The sequence below is a fragment of the Paenibacillus sp. 2TAF8 genome, from assembly GCF_052114825.1.
In the GTDB taxonomy this organism is placed as follows: domain Bacteria; phylum Bacillota; class Bacilli; order Paenibacillales; family Paenibacillaceae; genus Paenibacillus.
In genome coordinates, this window is record NZ_JBFRFN010000011.1 from 1 (window position 1) to 18,460 (window position 18,460).

Annotated in this window: 16 protein-coding genes; 3 read left to right on the forward strand and 13 right to left on the reverse strand. The window is 45.7% G+C overall.

The features are described 5' to 3' along the window. Positions 1-1,021: 1,021 nt before the first annotated feature. From AB4Z30_RS17175 to AB4Z30_RS17190, 4 genes are all read right to left on the reverse strand, one after another. Complete coding sequence (locus tag AB4Z30_RS17175; RefSeq protein WP_441928511.1) at positions 1,022-2,614, reverse strand: alpha-L-rhamnosidase-related protein; 1,593 nt, start codon at positions 2,612-2,614, stop codon at positions 1,022-1,024. A gap of 15 nt (positions 2,615-2,629) precedes the next feature. Further along, positions 2,630-3,466 (reverse strand): carbohydrate ABC transporter permease, encoded by an 837-nt coding sequence (locus AB4Z30_RS17180; RefSeq protein ID WP_441928513.1) that lies wholly within the window; start codon positions 3,464-3,466, stop codon positions 2,630-2,632. Next, positions 3,463-4,341 carry a carbohydrate ABC transporter permease gene (locus AB4Z30_RS17185; protein ID WP_441928515.1) on the reverse strand — a complete coding sequence of 293 codons (879 nt, stop codon included), beginning with the start codon at positions 4,339-4,341 and terminating at the stop codon, positions 3,463-3,465. The genes AB4Z30_RS17180 and AB4Z30_RS17185 overlap by 4 nt, the downstream gene beginning before the upstream one ends. A gap of 82 nt (positions 4,342-4,423) precedes the next feature. Further along, positions 4,424-5,752, reverse strand: coding sequence for an ABC transporter substrate-binding protein (locus tag AB4Z30_RS17190; RefSeq protein ID WP_441928517.1), 1,329 nt, complete (start codon positions 5,750-5,752; stop codon positions 4,424-4,426). 129 nt (positions 5,753-5,881) lie between these two features. Here AB4Z30_RS17190 and AB4Z30_RS17195 point away from each other — a divergent pair, with 129 nt between their 5' ends. Together AB4Z30_RS17195 and AB4Z30_RS17200 are read left to right on the forward strand one after the other, a co-directional pair. After that, positions 5,882-7,678, forward strand: a complete 1,797-nt coding sequence (locus AB4Z30_RS17195; protein WP_441928520.1) for a sensor histidine kinase — start codon at positions 5,882-5,884, stop codon at positions 7,676-7,678. Between the two features lie 17 nt (positions 7,679-7,695). Next, on the forward strand, positions 7,696-9,276 hold the full coding sequence (locus AB4Z30_RS17200) for a response regulator transcription factor (RefSeq protein ID WP_441928522.1): 1,581 nt from the start codon (positions 7,696-7,698) through the stop codon (positions 9,274-9,276). Between the two features lie 708 nt (positions 9,277-9,984). Here the strand turns inward: AB4Z30_RS17200 and AB4Z30_RS17205 are convergent. From AB4Z30_RS17205 to AB4Z30_RS17225, 5 genes are all read right to left on the reverse strand, one after another. Next, positions 9,985-10,272, reverse strand: a complete 288-nt coding sequence (locus tag AB4Z30_RS17205; protein WP_441928524.1) for a stage VI sporulation protein F — start codon at positions 10,270-10,272, stop codon at positions 9,985-9,987. 252 nt (positions 10,273-10,524) lie between these two features. Continuing rightward, on the reverse strand, positions 10,525-12,570 hold the full coding sequence (recG, locus tag AB4Z30_RS17210; protein WP_441928526.1) for an ATP-dependent DNA helicase RecG: 2,046 nt from the start codon (positions 12,568-12,570) through the stop codon (positions 10,525-10,527). A 10-nt stretch (positions 12,571-12,580) separates the two neighbouring features. Next, positions 12,581-13,444, reverse strand: a complete 864-nt coding sequence (locus tag AB4Z30_RS17215) for a DegV family protein (RefSeq protein ID WP_441928528.1) — start codon at positions 13,442-13,444, stop codon at positions 12,581-12,583. Between the two features lie 99 nt (positions 13,445-13,543). Further along, positions 13,544-15,343: a DAK2 domain-containing protein gene (locus AB4Z30_RS17220; RefSeq protein ID WP_441928530.1), complete on the reverse strand. Its 1,800-nt coding sequence runs from the start codon at positions 15,341-15,343 to the stop codon at positions 13,544-13,546. Further along, positions 15,340-15,522 (reverse strand): hypothetical protein, encoded by a 183-nt coding sequence (locus AB4Z30_RS17225; RefSeq protein WP_434750363.1) that lies wholly within the window; start codon positions 15,520-15,522, stop codon positions 15,340-15,342. The genes AB4Z30_RS17220 and AB4Z30_RS17225 overlap by 4 nt, the downstream gene beginning before the upstream one ends. Positions 15,523-15,978: 456 nt before the next feature. Between AB4Z30_RS17225 and rpmB the strand changes: the two genes are divergently transcribed. Beyond that, a complete protein-coding gene (gene rpmB / locus AB4Z30_RS17230) occupies positions 15,979-16,167 on the forward strand; it encodes a 50S ribosomal protein L28 (protein WP_024631107.1) in 189 nt (62 codons plus the stop codon). A 203-nt stretch (positions 16,168-16,370) separates the two neighbouring features. On the opposite strand, the gene spoVM is transcribed toward rpmB, so the two are convergent. From spoVM to rsgA, 4 genes are all read right to left on the reverse strand, one after another. Next, complete coding sequence (gene spoVM / locus AB4Z30_RS17235) at positions 16,371-16,451, reverse strand: stage V sporulation protein SpoVM (RefSeq protein WP_019424875.1); 81 nt, start codon at positions 16,449-16,451, stop codon at positions 16,371-16,373. A 166-nt stretch (positions 16,452-16,617) separates the two neighbouring features. After that, the gene (locus AB4Z30_RS17240; RefSeq protein WP_441928533.1) at positions 16,618-16,869 is read right to left on the reverse strand and encodes a hypothetical protein; all 252 of its coding nucleotides are present in this window, start codon (positions 16,867-16,869) and stop codon (positions 16,618-16,620) included. 3 nt (positions 16,870-16,872) lie between these two features. After that, positions 16,873-17,532: a ribulose-phosphate 3-epimerase gene (gene rpe, locus AB4Z30_RS17245; protein ID WP_441928535.1), complete on the reverse strand. Its 660-nt coding sequence runs from the start codon at positions 17,530-17,532 to the stop codon at positions 16,873-16,875. Between the two features lie 2 nt (positions 17,533-17,534). Then, positions 17,535-18,452, reverse strand: a complete 918-nt coding sequence (gene rsgA, locus AB4Z30_RS17250; protein ID WP_441928537.1) for a ribosome small subunit-dependent GTPase A — start codon at positions 18,450-18,452, stop codon at positions 17,535-17,537. Positions 18,453-18,460 lie beyond the last annotated feature (8 nt).

Sequence of the window (18,460 nt, forward strand, 5' to 3'; positions counted from 1 at the left end):
CTTTATTGCCTGTTTCCAGCGCTTCTTTGATGACCTGCAGTTTAAATTCTTTTGAATGCTTATTTCGTCTCAACTTCCTCATCCCCTTGTCACTAGTAGTGTACCGCATACACTCTCTTAGTGTCCAAGTTCTCTAGGGGGCTAAATAGTTACCAATCTCGGAAAGTTTCCCCTTCTGCATCACCAAGCTACAACCAAGCTACTCGGTTACGGTAATCGAAACAACAACTAACTACTACTACTACTACTACTACTACTACTACTACTACTGCTACTACTGCTGCCGTACTGTTACTTTTACTGTTACTTTTACTATTATTCTCCTCCTCCACCCCCCCCTCCAAGTTCTAACGATCTCAGATGAGCTTATTGGAGCGAAATAGAGCCTTTGGGAATTGTAACGATCACCACAGAGCTTATTTCAGCAAAAACAGAAGAAACCAGCCCATTTTATCGTCGAACGACTCAAATAAGCTTCCCTGAGATCGTTAGAAAATAAAAGGTTGTTATATACCCTAAATAACGTCTCTGGTGATCGTTAGAAAAACAGGCTCCCTGGTAGTGGCCAACCTCTCAATATTGGTCACCAGTTAGCTGCGTAACCACTTGAAAACCCAACTATTTAACTGTTTCACTCTTCAACAAGATCACTGATGAGCATCAGATTTTCCAACAAATCTCCAGGAATGGATACCGCTTGATTCTCTTCGATGCTTGGCAGCACGAACATGTTATTCTCAGCTAAATCGACTCTACTTGGTTCGTTTAGCTTTAGTATTCACCAACCACCTCATCGCCAACTCGAATTTCCAACGTGTACACAAGCCAGTTCACTACTTTTCACCTCAATAATGTTGCTTATAACGCTACCCCCATCGTGCGATCTAACAGCYCCAGTAGCATTATAAACATTTCCAATTTAAATTCATCCACATCTATCTGGGGCTTATATTCAGCAAGAATATTCTGTAAAAATCAAAACAGGCCAACCGGAATTATCCGAATTGACCTCTCTCCTTCACTATTTAGTTGAAGCAAAAATGCGTCTAATAAAATAACTTGGTGTACAGCTCCAAGCATGGCAATAACTATTGATCAGATTACTGCCATACGGAGAATATGTCTTATCGTCGGGATTATACAGCTCCCAGAACGTATCTGCGTCATCCTTGACCATGCCGCCCCAGTATGTTCGAATCTGCGCCAAGGCCTCTTCTTTTTTTCCACACTGCAGTAGCGACTCTACATAATGATGCATCATATAAGGCGTGTTCATTGGAATTGCTTCCTTCTGCTTCATCAGTCGTTGCAGCAATGGCCAAGCCGCATCAGCATCCACCACTTCAGCCAGAACCATCCAGACCTGCGATGCCCACGACACCTGACGCCTCTCACCACTAATGAAGAACCCTTGTTCCTCATCCCATAAATAATGAAGGGCAGCCTGTTCGGCCTGCTGAACCTGCATCTGAATCTGTTTCTCTTCCGCAGGCAGCCCCAGTTCTTGGGCAATCCACTGCCCTCTTCTCATGCCATAGATCAATATCGCCTGTGCACCTGCCTGTTTGTTCAACTGCTCATGCCAATCGAGGAAACAATACCACGTGTCATCATCCTGCACAATGCCGCGTTCATCCAGCCTTTTCAAGGCAATGTCGATCTGCTCTTTGGCAACAGGMCACAACACCTCCAATGTCTCCCGATCCTTCGTTGCTTCGTAATAATCCCATAATGTAGTGATGAAAAATAGGGCATAGTCATACAAGTAGATGTCATCTACATAGGGCTCCGGTTTTTCGTACAGACACGCACCTACTTGCCCGCCTTCCAGCCTTGATCCGGCAAATAGATATAAACAGCGCTTCACCAGATCATTACAGCCAAATGTCTCATAATTGACCAGGGCCTGCAAACGCAGATCACCAATCCATAACCTACGATCCCGCTTCGGCCCATCCTCAAATACCGTCTGCATACAATCCCGAAGTGTACGAATCGATACTAGATCAAGTTGTGCGAGTTCCTCATCAATATTGTCCGGTAATGGCGGTATATCATCCATCAATGCGGAAGTCACCGTTGTACAATAGATATCCTTGATTTGTATATCGTATCGGTTGGATGTTTCCAGTACTTCAATCTTCAGATAACGAAAGGCATATCGACGGTTCAACGTAACTGTGCCCGGCAGCACATCCACATTAAGCACTTCATCCTGCAACCAGGAACGGCTAAGCCACCCCTCATATGTGGAAAAGTCTTCCGTAACCTCACATGGCATCTCGCCAAATGTCAATTTCAATCTCAAAGGTGCATCTGCATTGCTTCGGACGTTCAACAGTGACAGCGTTACATAACCGACGAGATGCTGGCCAAAATCCAGTGTTATCTCGTCTCCCTTGCGCAGCGTTTGCTCAGGCAAAACGGAAGCCGGGCCTATCGTCTCCATCCGCCAACCTTGAAATGCCTGTGAATCTGACATGGAACGAACGATCTGCTCCGGATATACCGTTTGCTCGTGGAGCTTTGGAATCCATTGTTGCGCTTGATCCATCCATGATGCGTTTATGATATGTTCACCCATCCTGCGTTCACTTATAATCTTTTCACTCATGCCAGGTTCTCCTCCTTAACCTTTAACTGCACCAACCGTCATACCGCCAACAAAGTATTTTTGTAAAAATAAAAAGACCAGCAGCAGCGGCAGTGCACACAGGAAGCAAGCTGCGAACAATACATTCCATTGCGTCGGGTTTTGCTGATCCCCCATAAATCCTAGCATCGCCAGAGGTAAAGGCGATTCTCCGGCTCCGGAAATAAAAATCATATTAAAAAAGTAGTCGTTCCAGATCCATACCCCCTGCGTAATAATAACGGACACCGTCACTGGAATAAGCAGCGGAAAAACAACTGTCCAGAAACGCTGGAATAATCCGGCACCATCAATATGTGCAGCCTCCTCTACCTCTTCAGGTACACCACTGCGAATGAATCCGGTATACAGGAAGGTGGAAAACGGCAAGCTACAGGTTATAAACATAAAGATCGGAGTATACTGGTTCGTCGGAATATGCAGCGCATTAATCATCTGTACAATAGGAATCAATACCATTTGAGCAGGCACCACGAGCCCGGACAGAAAAAATAAATACATAAACTTGCTGAGCTTTGTTTTCAGCCGGGCCATCGGATATGAAGCCATCGCCGCGAACAGGACAACAAAGATGACCGATACCCCAGTTAACACAACGCTGTTCCATAGAGCCTCCAGAAAATGCATACGCTCGAAGGCAGCTTTATAACTTGCCAGAGACATACCTTGAAACAGGATGAGCGGATTGGTGTTATCTTTCGGATCACGCAATGAAGTCGAAAAAGCAATAATCAGTGGAATCAGATTCAGCGCCATAATCAGGATGACAGCGAGCTGGGTAAACCCTTTTCCCATCCATTTACGAGAAGTCATGCCGACACCTCCCGCTTGTTCATTTTGAGTACAAATACCGCCGTAATAACGATAATTACAGCAAAAGATATGACACCAAGCGCTGAAGCCTTGCCAAAGAGTTGCTCGGTAAATGCCATTTTATAGATCGAAAAGATTAACGTATTCGTGGCTGTGCCCGGGCCTCCATTAGTCATGATAAATGGAAAGTCAAAGGCTTTGAGTCCATTGATCAAGCTAAGGGTTACATTAATGGTGATAGCCGTTGCCAGAAGAGGTATCTTCACATGTCGCAGCAACCGCCAAGGACCGCACCCGTCGATCCGACCTGCTTCTAACAGATCATTCGGAACTGTTTGCAGACCGGCCAGGAAAATAATCATCGTAGTCCCGATCGTTTTCCAGATTTCCACAAAAATGATGGAGTACAAGGCTGTTGAATAATCGCCGAGGAAATTCAGTTCATTGGCAATACCCAGTTTATTCAGAAAGGAAGAAATCAGCCCGTAATCCGGCATGTACACGTAACTCCAGAGAAATCCCACAACAATTGCGCTGAATAGCGTAGGAATATAGGCCAAAGAACGGTAGATTCCGGTTCCTCTTATTTTCATATTTAATAGCAAGGCCATCGCCAAACCGATTAGATTACCCACAACAACCGTAACAAACGTATAGATCAGTGTGTTTTTCAACGATACACCGAGAACATCGCCGCGAAACAAATCTTTGTAATTGTCTAATCCAATATAGCTATACGCCTGAGCATATCCGTTATAGTCCGTTATACTGTACTGGAATAATCGCAGAATCGGGAAAATCCAGAACGTCAGGTAAAAAAGTAATGCGGGCACAGCAAACCAGTACATGGATTTTTTCATGACAGTCGAGTTCATCTTGCTCCATCCTCTCCAAGAAGACTGAAGCCAGGGAAGCGGCCGAAATACTCTTCCCTAGCAACAGACAAATCGTTTCATTCTAATTTTTCCACAGCTCTCTAAATTTGCTTTCCATCGCAGCTGCGACCTCCTCAGGTGTTGTCTTTTGTCCAGCGATAACTTCTGCGAATTTGGCTTGCATGACATCCGATACTCCCGCAGGCCACATCTGATTGCTAAAATATACGGAGTTACCTGTTTCCTGATAGTTGTCGTTCACTTCCTTGAACAACTCCTTCTCCAATGTCACGCCCTTGTACACACTGATTGAGCTGTTGGAAGCCACAAAAGCTTTGAATAATTCTGACTGTCCGTCAAACAGATAATTCAGCACTTGCTTCGCCGCATCCAGATTGGCTGATTTCGCATTGAGTGCATAACCTGCCGATGTTGCAGCAGATACATATACCGGTTTGCCAGAATCATTGCCTGGAAGGGAAGAGAATCCGCGAGTGAAGTCGGCTGCACCTTTGGATGTCATGGAAGCGTAATCCCATGTGCCGGTCAATGTCATCGCTGCTTTGCCATCAATGAACAGCTGCGCAGATTGTGCACTGCCAATACCCAGTGAATTTTTCACCACGTAACCTTTGTCGTACAACTCTTTATACCTTGAGATCGTTTCAACCCACTTTGGATCAGTCAATGATTTCTCACCTTTTTGCAGCTTTACATCAAAATCCATTTCATCCGGGTATACCGTATTTGCGGCGATCTGGTACATTCCGAATTGGATCACCCAAGGGTCTTTATCTCCCATAGCAATCGGTGTGATTCCTGCATCCTTCAACTTTTGACATAATTCCAGGAAGGAAGGCCAGTCTTTCGGAAATTCGGAGTAGCCGACTTGTTGTAGCAGTTCCTTATTGTAATAAGCCCCCAGAAATGCAATACCACCCGATACGCCGTATGGCTTGCCGTCTATAGACATATCATCCTTTGCACCTTGACTGATGTTATCCCAGAACGTCAAATCTGACAGGTCAGTGGCAAATCCGGCTTTGGCAAAATCAACGACTCCACCTGCTGAATTTTTGGGGAAAATCCAGAAAATATCCGGCCCCTGTCCAGCTGCCAGTTTCGTTCGTACCGAGGTGTTGTACTGATCATCAGGAAGCTTCTGAACCTCAAGTGTGATGTTCGGGAACTTTTCTTTGACTAAACGAGGCAACGTTTCGAGTTCGAAGTCCTCCCCTTCTGACGCCTTGTTTCCTGAGAGCATCATCGTCAAGGTTATCGGTTTGGCAGAATCATTCGCTCCCCCACTATTGTCGGAACTTCCCTGTTCCTGACTGGTAGAACTACATGCGCTAAGGAACGTCATTAGCAACACTAAAGCCAAAGGCCACAGTTGTTTTCTATTTTTCATCTTGTCATTCCCCCGATTCATGTTTATTCTTGCTTTGTGCACATTTTCATCATACTGCGTTCATCAGTACATTTACTTTAGCTTGTGTGGTGCACTATTTTTAGATTGACATTCGTAGGGGGAGCACGTATGATTCTGTTCAATATCAAAACTAAACTGTTTCTGATCCTCGTTCTTGTGTCGGTCATCCCTATTATCGTTGTATCCCTGAGTTCCTATCGAAGTTATACGAAGCTGGTGAATGAGCAGACTTCTCTTATTACTTCTACAACAATCGGCAATTCGGTCAAAAGTATGGAAGAAATTTTGCAGAACATTGACCGAATTTCGGTCACTCTTCTTCAGCAGTCTTCCAATGCAGCCGCTTACAGTACAGTTAGTGATGAACTAACGAAGCTGAACAAAACGAATGATCAGTACGACATTTTTATGATACGTAGCAAGCTCAAGCTGATCTTTGAAAATATTTTGCTCGGATACAATTACATTAATGGTCTGTATCTCTTCACACCGGATGGAAAATGGATCAGTTATGGAAGCAGTGGCACGGATTTGCGTTTAGACTACGTTGCTCTTCAGGATCAATGGTATCTCGACACCATTCAGCGGAAAGGCGATTTATATGTTGGTGAGGTGGGCGTTAAACCCTACATCATTAATGCCAAACAGTCGATCGGTTTCTCCAGAGCCCTTTACGATCCGAACAATCATGAGTTTCTCGGTGTATTCATGCTGGATTGTGGGATGAACATTTTTGACGGATTGAAACGGAATCCTGCTCCGAGTCTGTCCAACCTTTACTTGGCTGACGATCAGGGGAAAATACTATACTCCACGGAAAGAAACCAGATCGGGCACCCTCTTCCTGCCAGCTTCAATGCAGCAATAGAGCAAGTAAACAGTAGTTCACAGTATAAAACGATTCAGGATAAAATCATGACCGTTATACAAAAGGTGCCTGGACATAACTGGAATGTGATTGCCAACATTTCTCTTGAACGGCTCTACGAGCAGTACAATATCTCACAAAAGCTATTCCTGTATATCGCAGTAAGCTGTGCTGTAATTTTTCTGCTATTATCCTTTTTCTTGTCCAATCTGATTACCAAACCAATCATTGAGTTAACCAAAATGATGCGTAAGACCAAATCACATCAGTTTGTGAAAATCAGACCGCAAAAAAACAAACATGTGGATGAAATCGGAATCCTCTATCATGAATTCAATAAAATGATGAAGGATATTGATACCCATATTCGGGAGAGCTATCAAAATAAAATCCTGACACTCGATTCACAGATGAAAGCACTCGAAGCACAGATCAATTCTCATTTCTTATACAATACACTGGAGTCAATCAACAGTATTGCAGAGATTGAAGAGGTTGAAAGCATTGTCGTTATGACCAAGTCACTCGGCGATATGTTCCGCTACAGCATCAAAACAGATAGTGAACGCGTCACCGTCAGCGAAGAGCTACAACATGTTGAAAATTATATGGCCATCCAGCTGATCAGGTACGGTGATAAAATTAACTTTGAGCTTCAAGTAGAGCCTGAGATACAGAATCGCCATATGCTGAAACTGCTGTTGCAACCGCTCGTGGAAAATGCCATTTATCATGGCCTGGAGAACAAACGTGGCAAGGGCAAGATTATGATTACCGGCAAAATTCAAGATGAACGGATTATTTTTGAAGTATGCGATGATGGCGTAGGCATGTCAACTCAACAGGTAGATGAGCTGAGACAGCTTCTAGCACTGCCGCCTGAATTCATTTCTGTCGGTCAAAGGCTCAAGCAGAGCATTGGCATCAAAAACGTACATTCACGAATTGTTCTGTATTATGGTGACGGGTACGGATTGACTTTCCATAGTGAAGTTCATCGAGGAACCCGAATTATCGTAGAGATTCCAAGTCTTTGAGAGTAGAGGTGACCGCTATGTATACGTTTATCGTTGTGGATGACGAACCATTGATTCGTAAAGGTCTATTAAAAAAACTAGAGGCAACGGAGCATAAGATGATATTGCTTGGTGAAGCGGAAAATGGAGCCGATGCGCTGGAATTAATCGAATCCTCCAGCCCTGATATCGTCTTCACCGATATGCGTATGCCCGAGATGGACGGACAATGGTTAATTCGAACGGTGAGCCAGCGTTTTCCTCATATCAAACTGATCGTAATCAGTGGCCATACTGATTTTGATTACATGCAGGAGGCCATCTCGGCCAAGGTAGTCAACTATCTGCTTAAACCGTTTAGCCGGGACGAAGTTCAACGTGCCTTGCAACAAGCGGTACTAACACTTGAACAGGAGCGCTCGCTGAAACAAGAGGTTGTTCAGCTGACTGTGGAGACAGAWCAAATGAAAATCGATGCTGACCATCAGACTTTTCTTCATGTTGTGCTGAGTCCGCATCTGCCCGCGAAGCGCCCTATATTCCGTTCCCGCGAATTCGCTGTCCTTCTGGAAACCGAGCTTCTGCTTTTTATGATGATCTATAGTCCTAAACACTGTAACGTAGAGCATCTTCCATCTTTTCCGCAAAGTCTCTATATCCCGCATCCCCAATCAGAACAACTTGTTTTTCTGATGATGTATGATCAGGGAGACGCAGTTGCTGAACTGCAAAAACGTGCCGTTCTATATGCGGAGCGTATCCTTGCGGAAACAACAACAGCGGAATGTTGTATCGGAATCAGTCTTCCTTTATCCGATGTAAGTCGTATTCGTGATGCTCATCATCAGACTATTCTAGCTCTCGACCAACGCTCCATTACCGATTTCGGTAAATGTTATAACTATACAGAGGAGAACAACACCTTGTCTTCCTTGCGCTGGAGCAGGTCGCATGAATTACTGTTTTCCATCGAAAGCGGCAGCGTATCCAAAGTTCAAGAGTTAATCGCTGATTTCTTTGCTTTCTTTCTCCAGCAGCCTGATGCTTTACTCGCACACCTGAAAGAGCAATGCCGGGACATTGTGGCTGAAACGAAACGGTTGCTGCAACATTATTTGCAAAGCGGTAGCGGTAGCAACGGAAATGCTTCCTCCAGTCTCGAAGCCGTGCTTGACATTTCATTTGATATGGAATCCATTCGTCAGTATATGGACAAGGTGTTGACAGGGACAGCACTACTGCTTCAAGAATATAATCCCTATCGATCCGATCAGGTTATCGACAACGTCAGAAAATATATCGATATTCATTATGCCAAAAATTTAACGCTGGAATGGGTCTCCTCCCTTTTTTACCTGAACCCAAGCTATCTCAGCTATCTGTTTAAAGAAAAAAACGGCGAGAACTTCACAGATTACGTTAACCGCCTGCGTATCGAGCAAGCTAAACGCTTTTTAACCTTAACCGAGGACAAAGTCTACCGTATTGCCAAGCAGCTCGGTTACGATAACCCAAAATACTTCTTCCGTGTATTCAAAAAAGTGACCGGACTGACCCCCGAGGAGTTCCGGAAACAGTACAAAGTTAGAACCACTCCAAATTCTAACGATCTCAGATAAGCTTATTTGGGCGAAAAAGAGTCTTCTGAAATTGTAACGATCACCAGAGAGCTTATTTCAGAAAAAATAGAAGAAACAAGCCCATTTTAGCGCCAAACGACTCAAATAAGCTCTCCTGTGATCGTTAGAAAATAAAAAGATGTGATATATTCTAAATAGCGTCTCTGGTGATCGTTAGAAAAACCAAACTCCCTCTTGCCCTCTCAGCATCTTAAACATTTCCAATCCAACTTCCTTCCACATCTATCAAAAAAATAACAGAACCCAATAACCGTCACACATCTCGCATCTCGTACTGTGACGTTACGTCTACACTACTTGTATGTTGCAGTCTACCATTCCAATTGGAGGAAAGCAGAGATAATCCTCTCTGAAAAAATCCAAAAGGGCATTTCATCGAGTCACATATGACTGATGAAACACCCTTCTTTACACTAACATACTCTCTTGAATGTAATATGGTCTTTCAAAAGAACGTTCGTTTACACATTAACGGAGAGAGCAGAACCAATCTGTAGAAGCGAAGCGGGCGCCTGAAAGCTTTCTGCAAGAAAGCTACATCGGAAGCATACGCTTATCAACGGATTTTACCCTTATAAAGGGTTATTCCAAAAATCCGGGGATAACAGCGCTCGAAAGATGGTACTGCACTCGGAGTGTCCCGTGTAAACCCCTATATTTTTTAAAGTAACCCCATCACATTCAACTTTACCTAAACATACCCCACAACTTGATCAAATGAAACGTGTTGTTTGGATCGATCTTCTGCGCAATCACAAAAGCGACAAACTGCTCTTCCTGTGCTGGCGAGAAATTCTCGTTCATAATGACTGCCGACGATTTAACCAACCTGCGAACCTTCGCCTTATCCTGCAAATCCGCCTTGGTCACGCCATCAATCAGCTTTTTAATGCGCTCTTTGACTGCAGGATTTTTCATCTTTAGTTTGATCCGCTCCACCAGCTGCGGACTAATTCCATATTGTTGGTAACCCAAAACGTACAGCACCTCCCAAGAAATGAACTCACTTCTTATTCATATGTCGGGAGGGCTTGTTCACTTGTCACTTTTTCCAAAACATGTCTCAAAACAACGCAGCACATACAAATTAAGCTTTGAAGTAACACATTCAGTTTAGCATTTACTTTACGCTTCACTTTACGATATCACGTTATGAATTCAGCTTACGCATCCAGATTACGCCGCATTCCACTTATAGACCGCATGTCCACATTCCACGTCTAGCGTCTAATCAATCAGATCACCCTTGAACACCTGCTCTTGCTGGAGATATTCACGCAACGGCGTGTAGTCAACAGACGTCCAAAACGTAGCATCCGCAATCAATGCGGAAACATCATCCCGAGCCTGTTCCAGTACGGCGAAGTCTGCTACCATATCGGCAAGTCGGAATTCAGGCAACCCACTCTGTTTGGTGCCAAAGAAATCTCCCGGCCCCCGCAGATCCAAATCACGCCGCGACACCTCGAATCCATCCTCCGTTTCAGTCATGACCTTCATGCGTTCCTGCCCAACTTCCGTCTTGGGGTCAGCAATCAGCACACAATACGACGCATGCGCACCGCGTCCAACACGACCTCGAAGCTGATGCAACTGGGACAAACCAAAACGATCCGCGTCCATAATAACCATGAGTGTGGCGTTGGGCACATCGACCCCTACTTCTACCACAGTGGTGGATACCAGCAACTGAATGTCATTACTGTAGAATTCCCGCATCATTTCTTCTTTTTCGGCAGCCGTCATGCGTCCATGCAGCAATCCCACTTTGTATTTCGGAAAATTCTGCTGCATCTGCATATGTAGATCAATTGCATTTTGCACATCGAGTTTCTCCGATTCTTCGATCAGTGGGCAGATCAGATAGGCTTGACGGCCCTGGTCCACCTCTCTGGAAATAAATCCGAGCACCCGCTCCATCATGTCATGCTTCACCCAATACGTGGAGATCGGAATCCGCCCCTTCGGCCGCTCAGATATCGTAGACACCTCAATATCACCAAATGCGGTAATCGCAAGCGTCCGCGGAATAGGTGTTGCGGTCATCGTTAATACATCCGGATTATACCCTTTTCGTCTCAAAACGCTGCGCTGATTCACCCCGAAGCGATGCTGCTCGTCTGTAACCACAAGGCCCAGCTCCCGGAAAAAGACATCTTCCTGAATCAGGGCGTGTGTGCCCACCACAATATCCAGCATCCCCATCTGCAAGGAGGCGATCAAATCTTTCCGTTTGCGTCCGTTTACACTGCCCGTTAACAGTCCCACCGTTACACCAAAAGGTTCAAACAGCTTCAGTAAGGAACGCATATGCTGCTCAGCCAGAATCTCAGTCGGCACCATCAGTGCCCCCTGAAAGCCCGAACGCACTGTCGTATAGAGCGCAATCGCTGCAATTACCGTTTTACCTGAACCTACATCGCCTTGCAGCAATCGATTCATTGCATAGGGTGATCGCATATCATGCAAGATTTCAAGCTCGACCTTCTTCTGCGCATCCGTCAGCTCAAACGGCAAACTACGCACAAATTCTCGAATCGTCGTATTGTCCGTCGTATGCACCATGCCATCCATCCGGTTTCGATTCAGCGCACGAAATGCCTGCATTTTGAGTTGGAACAAAAATAACTCCTCATAGACCATTCGCTGTCTAGCGCGTTGGCCTTCCTGATTGTCCTGCGGACGATGAATACCGGCTATCGCCTGTTTGCGTGGCATCAAATTATATTTTTTAATGAGTGCTAATGGCAAAATCTCCGGAATCATCTCACCATACTGAGCTAATCCTTGGTTAATCGTCTTGCGAATCCACTGCTGCGTTACCTTACCCGTGACGGAATAGACAGGTTGCAATGTACCTGAACGTCCATCTCCTTTATCGGGAAATTCGGAATCCGTCACCGTAAGCTGCATGCGCTTTTGTTCCCATTTGCCTGTCAGTACAATTTCCCGGTTAGGTGTAAGCTGGTCTTTGAGAAAATGACGGTTAAACCACGTAGCCGTAATCATCCACTCTTCCGTCATGATTTTACAGGTCAGACGTGACTTTTTACCATAACGCTGCAACACAGGTACACCCATCACCTGACCTTGCACCGTAATTTTGTCTCCGTCCTTAACCTCACTAAGCGAACGCAGACGATAATCTTCATATCGAAACGGATAATACTCCAGTAAGTCTTTCACACTAGAGATGCCAAAGGCGTGAAGCTCTCCCTCTTTGAGAGCACTCACGCCGTTAATTTGTTTCACTGATATTTCTTCTAAGTTCATATCTAATCCCTCATTCCGGAACAGGCCACATAAAGATGGCAATAACACCGGGCCCCACATGACTGCCGATGACGGCCCCGATATTCGTATAGATCACTTCATTGATTGTAAAATGACCCCGTAACTGTTCCGCACAAGCCTCTGCTGACGCGGGGTCTGCCGTATGTCCTACGGCCAGGTTGACCCGCTTTCCTGCTAGATCCTTCTGGAACAGTTCAATAACACGTGCCATTGCCTTTTTATGACCTCTGACTTTCTCTACGGCGTAGATTACGCCTTCTTCATCAATCGAAAGGATCGGTTTAATGTTGAGCAGTGTTCCCAAGATCGCTGAGGCCTTGCCAATCCGTCCGCCTTTCTGCAGGTATTCCAGCGTATCCACCAGAAAAAACAGCTTGCGGGATTGCTGCATTACCTCAACAGCTGCTGCAATCTCAGCTACAGACTTGCCCTGTTCGGCAAGCTCGGCAGCCTGCACCACCATTAAACCATACCCGTAGGAAGCTGATTTTGAATCAATGATGGTAAGATCCATTTCACGTTCCAGAAGCGACTTGCCGAGCATAGCCGATTGATACGTACCACTCATGCCGGAAGACAGGTGTATAGATACGATGGGCCTGTCCGGATTTTCGTCCAGCAAGGTCTGGTACACGTTCATAAAGTCGGTAGGAGAAGGCTGTGAAGTCGTAGGCAGAACTGTGCTCTGCTTTAACTTATCGTAGAATTGCTCCGAAGTCAGCTCCACCCCGTCCGCATAGTTTTCTTCCCCAAACAACACACGCAGGGAAACCACATGTATACCGTATTTACGAACCAGTTCCTCGGGAATATCCGCCGTACTGTCCGTTACAATCGCAACCTTGTGGTTCACAGGCTTTCCTCCTCTTCATCAAGTGCTATCGTGCTTGTTCAACAAGTCATTCGTTCAGCGTCAAAAAGGTATAGTGATTGACTTGTGAAACAACCGCAATTAGGACTCTACCGAGAACAGATAATAGTACACTGGCTGTCCTCCCTGATGTACCTCGACTTCAGCATCAGGATACTGCTCTTCCAGCCATGCAACAAGAGAAGAAGTAATCTCAGCGTCAGCCTCTTCCCCCTCAAGAACCGTAACCACTTCATCTCCGCTCTCCATCATCTGCCCAAGCAGACCCTCACAAGCATGAAGCATGCTCTCGTCTGTCGCAACAATCTTGGAGTTATAGATTCCGATGTAATTCCCAGCCTTGATATCAAGTTCATCATACTGTGTGTCCCGAACGGCATGAGTCACTTGACCCGACTGCACTCGGCTAATAGCTTCCATCATCTGTTCACGATTCGTTTCTGCAGACTCATCCTCCTGGAAAGCAAACGCCGCTGCCATGCCTTGTGGAATCGTCTTGCTCGGAATAACGGTAATCCGGCGTTCATCCTCCAGCAATTCCCGGGCCTGTTCAGCAGCCAATACAATGTTGGAGTTATTCGGCAAAATAAAGATTTGATCCGCTGCAATCGAACGAACGGCTTTCACAAAGTCCTCTGTGCTTGGATTCATCGTCTGTCCACCAGACATCACCACATCTACACCCAGGCTTTTGAATATTTCCGCAATGCCGTCACCGGAAGAAACCGCTATAAAACCATACGGTGCCATTTCATGGGCCGGGAGCACTGCTTCTTCCAATGCGCTTGTCTTCTCCTGCGGAATATCAGCAAAAAGATCAGGTGAAGCCGCAATATCCATGCCTGCGCTCAGCAAATCACGATGTTGTTCACGCATATTGAGAATATGAATCTGTGTAATCTCTCCATATTTCAAAGCCAGATTTAATACATCACCAGGTGTCTTGGAATGCACATGCACCTTAATTACTTCATCGTCTGCGATAATGATGATGGAATCTCCATTTTTTGACAACGCTTTCCGGAACAACTCTTCATCAAATGCTGTTCCTGCATTATCGCCAAGCTCACGATTAATGAAAAACTCCATATCGTACAAGAATTCGATGTCATCCGTATCTAGTCGGGCCTGAGCTGACAACGGCATCTCTGGAGCGATCACCGGTGTCATCTTCGGTGCAACCGGTTCAGTTGCAGGCGTTTTCACCTGTGCCGTTGCTGACGAAACGGAGTCCTTTTGCAGTGAAGCACGTGAACCGCCGTCCGTTTTCAATAACACTTCCATAAAGCCTTCATAAATATATACAAGCCCCTGACCACCCGAGTCCACTACACCAACCTGTTTTAAGACAGGCAGCAATTCTGGAGTCATCGCCAGTGCTTCTTTTGCTTTTAACAGAACTTCATTCATTAATTCAGTAATATCATTCGTCCGTCTTGCGTAGTAGCTGGCATGTTTGGCAGCTTCCTTGGCTACGGTAAGAATAGTTCCCTCCACCGGTTTCACAACAGCTTTGTAAGCTGCGTCAACACCGTTTTGCAGGGCGGCAGCAAATTGAATCGTATTCAATTCTTCAAAAGGTGCTGCTGAGCGGCTGAAACCACGGAACAATTGAGATAAAATAACCCCTGAATTTCCGCGTGCGCCCATAAGTAAACCCTTGGATAATATCCCGGCAGCTTCTCCTATTGAAGCAGAGCTCTTTCTTTTGATCTCTGCAACGCCAGCAGTCATCGTCAAATTCATATTTGTTCCCGTGTCGCCATCCGGCACAGGGAAAACATTCAGGGAATTGACATGTTCTGCGTGCTGCCCTAGTTGTTCCGCTCCGGCAATAACCATTGCGGTGAAATCTGTTCCATTTAAAGAACGTATACTCAAGTGAGAATTCCCCTTCCTAGCTTGATACACGAACACCTTGCACCAAGAATCATTTTGGTCTGTTCATGCGCTAACGCGGCTGCGTTATTCTTCGTCCATACCTTGTCCGGCACAGGCATACAATACAACATGTCAGCCGGATTAACGGTCTGGGCGGCCGGGCTACCAATATCCTGCATTCTCTGCAACCCGTTGTGAGGGCATAGGGATATGCACCGGTATCAGAAGCCGACATGAATGCCGCATGGAGACTGGTGCCAATGATGGAATGCCGCATCTCACAGCGTTGCCAAAAAAGCAAACCTCCAACCTCTACGTACGGTTTTTTCTCCGGCATCCCGCGGCAACAGCCTGTTCATGGCTGTACTATGGACTATTCAACATTGTACTATATTAGACAAGAGAAATAAATAAAGTTTTTGGATCAGTTGACGAAGCTTTTTTGATTATGATATTATATTTAAGTATTGTTTTATGCAGGTTAAGTAATGGAAATGATCCGGCCACGCCGGCTTGAACAACCCATTAGCTACTGAATCCTGGTTTTAGGATCAGGAAAGAACAATTAAGTCCTTATGGAATGACGTTTGTCTCTCCCAAAGGCACTGGTTATTTTAGGATAGGAGGTGTAATCTATGTCTCGCAAATGTTATGTGACAGGTAAGAAACCGGGCACCGGTAACCACGTATCCCACGCTAACAACCGTAACCGTCGTTCTTGGGGCGTAAACGTTCAGAAGGTTCGTATTCTCGTGAACGGCAAACCAAAACGTGTATACGTAAGCACCCGTGCACTGAAAGCCGGTAAAGTGACTCGCGTATAATCACGCAAAGCTACTATAAATCGGGTAAGCAAAAAGCACCTTGTTCCTTGCAGGTGCTTTTTTGGTGTTCCACAAAGCACAGCCGCAATTCATGATACACACAGGAATGGCCGCCGCATGGCACATCATGCAGATCCGGTTCTCCAGATGAGCCTTTGAGCCAAAGCGGCGGTATTCCCCTAACTGTGCTACTGTTGCTCAAATCAGTTCTTTTGAAACGTATTCAGGATCGCCTTTACAAACCCTCCCAAAAACTTCGGCAATTTGAATGTGTAAAATTTCATACTTCACCCTCCCCATCATGCTCATGCATCCGCCGTATCCTATGCTTCAGGCCTTTTTCACCCAAACACGACAAAAAAGGCTACATGAGAAACCTGCTCATGTAACCATATTTATGCGAGACCTGTTGTCCCTATTCCACAATGACAAGCCCGAAGATCAACGCATTTACGTTTGGGCAGGAATATATTGATAGACCGCGATCATGAAAACACTCATGAGATAATAAAGTATGCTGAATACAACAAAAGTAATCCGATGTCCCTTGCGATCGAATTTACGGAAATACATAATGACCACGCCCACACCGATTAATGACGTGAGCGCATTGAATGGGGCCTGGAGAACTGCAAAGAGCGCAAGCACCAAGCCCGTAACCATACTGCCCGCCATTGTCCACAACGTCTCTTTGAGAGTCATGAATTAACCCTCGTAGCTGCTGCGAATCTCGGCAATTGCGGCGGCGCGATCTTCGCGTCCGAATACCGCACTTCCTGCTACCAGAACGTCAGCGCCAGCTTCCACGACTAATGGGGCTGTATCAGCAGCAATGCCACCATCTACCTCGATATGTACGTCATGACGCCCTTTCTCATTCAACCATGTGCGAATTTGCTTGATTTTGTTCATTGTGCCGGAAATAAACGCTTGTCCGCCAAAACCAGGGTTCACAGTCATAACAAGAACCATATCTACATCGTCCAGCACTTCCTGAATTGCACTAGCCGGAGTACCTGGATTGAGAGCAACCCCTGCCATAATTCCCTGCTCTTTAATGAGATGAATCACACGGTGCAGATGCACACATGCCTCAGCATGAACCGTAATCACTGCTGCTCCGGCTTTGGCGAATTCTTCAACGTACCGTTCCGGATTCTCGATCATCAAATGAACGTCGAGTGGCAGTGTTGTATGAGGTGCGATAGCCTTCACGATAGCAGGACCGAGCGTAATATTAGGAACGAAGTGACCGTCCATGACGTCAACATGAATCCAGTCTCCGCCTGCCGCTTGTGCTTCGGCAACCTCTGCACCGAGCTTGGCAAAGTCAGCTGACAGTATAGATGGGGCAATTTTAATCATAATTAATACCTCCGCTTCTTATCTTTCATTTCAGTCAGGAATTGCTCATAGTGTTTATACCGACTTTCGGAGATCAAGCCTTCCTCCTTAGCTGCTAGTACTCGGCAGCTCGGTTCATGCGTATGTGTACATCCACGGAACTTACACTGATCGGCAAACTGAGCGAATTCCCGGAAACAAGTGGATAATTCCTCCACGCCAATCTCCAGAAAATCTAGCTGGCTGAATCCGGGCGTATCCGCTACGAATCCGCCATTATCGAGTGGAATAAGTTCCACATGTCTAGTTGTGTGTTTACCGCGTCCAAGACGCATGCTAATTGCGCTCGTCTCTAGGGTAAGTCCTGGCATCAAAGCGTTTAGCATGGATGATTTGCCAACACCCGATTGACCGGAGAATACGCTGATCTTGCCCGCAAGGCGTTCTCTGAGCAACTCACTGCCTTCTCCAGTTCGGGAACTGGTTGAAATAACCTCATAACCAATCTGCTCGTACATTGCCTTCGTTTCAGCAACAATATCCCGATCTTTGGCATCCGGGTCAATCAAATCCTGCTTCGTCAGCACGATAAGTGCATCCAGTCCAGCCTGTTCAATATGAACGAGAAACTTGTCCAGCAGATTTAGATTCATGTCAGGCTCTTTAACTGAAAATAGCAGAACAGCCAGACCAACATTCGCCACTGGCGGACGAATTAATTCCGTCTCACGTTTGTGAATCTCATCAACTGTTCCTTCCCCATTCTCCGTGAGCATGTAGCTTACACGGTCACCAACAAGCGGAGAAGTGCCCCTTTTGCGAAAAATCCCTCTGGCTCTGCATTGAACGGCGGAACCTTCAACCGAAGGAGCCCCGTTATCTTCTATCGGCATGACATAGTAGTAACCACTTAATGCTTTAACGATGATACCTTCTGGCACAGCTCCGT

Coding starts and splice junctions, on each gene's coding strand:
- AB4Z30_RS17180 (WP_441928513.1), bottom strand. CDS start 3,466: ATGACTTCTCGTAAATGGATGGGAAAAGGGTTTACCCAGCTCGCTGTC.
- AB4Z30_RS17185 (WP_441928515.1), bottom strand. CDS start 4,341: ATGAACTCGACTGTCATGAAAAAATCCATGTACTGGTTTGCTGTGCCC.
- AB4Z30_RS17190 (WP_441928517.1), bottom strand. CDS start 5,752: ATGAAAAATAGAAAACAACTGTGGCCTTTGGCTTTAGTGTTGCTAATG.
- AB4Z30_RS17195 (WP_441928520.1), top strand. CDS start 5,882: ATGATTCTGTTCAATATCAAAACTAAACTGTTTCTGATCCTCGTTCTT.
- recG (WP_441928526.1), bottom strand. CDS start 12,570: ATGAACTTAGAAGAAATATCAGTGAAACAAATTAACGGCGTGAGTGCT.
- AB4Z30_RS17225 (WP_434750363.1), bottom strand. CDS start 15,522: ATGCAGGATATTGGTAGCCCGGCCGCCCAGACCGTTAATCCGGCTGAC.
- rpmB (WP_024631107.1), top strand. CDS start 15,979: ATGTCTCGCAAATGTTATGTGACAGGTAAGAAACCGGGCACCGGTAAC.
- spoVM (WP_019424875.1), bottom strand. CDS start 16,451: ATGAAATTTTACACATTCAAATTGCCGAAGTTTTTGGGAGGGTTTGTA.
- AB4Z30_RS17240 (WP_441928533.1), bottom strand. CDS start 16,869: ATGACTCTCAAAGAGACGTTGTGGACAATGGCGGGCAGTATGGTTACG.
- rpe (WP_441928535.1), bottom strand. CDS start 17,532: ATGATTAAAATTGCCCCATCTATACTGTCAGCTGACTTTGCCAAGCTC.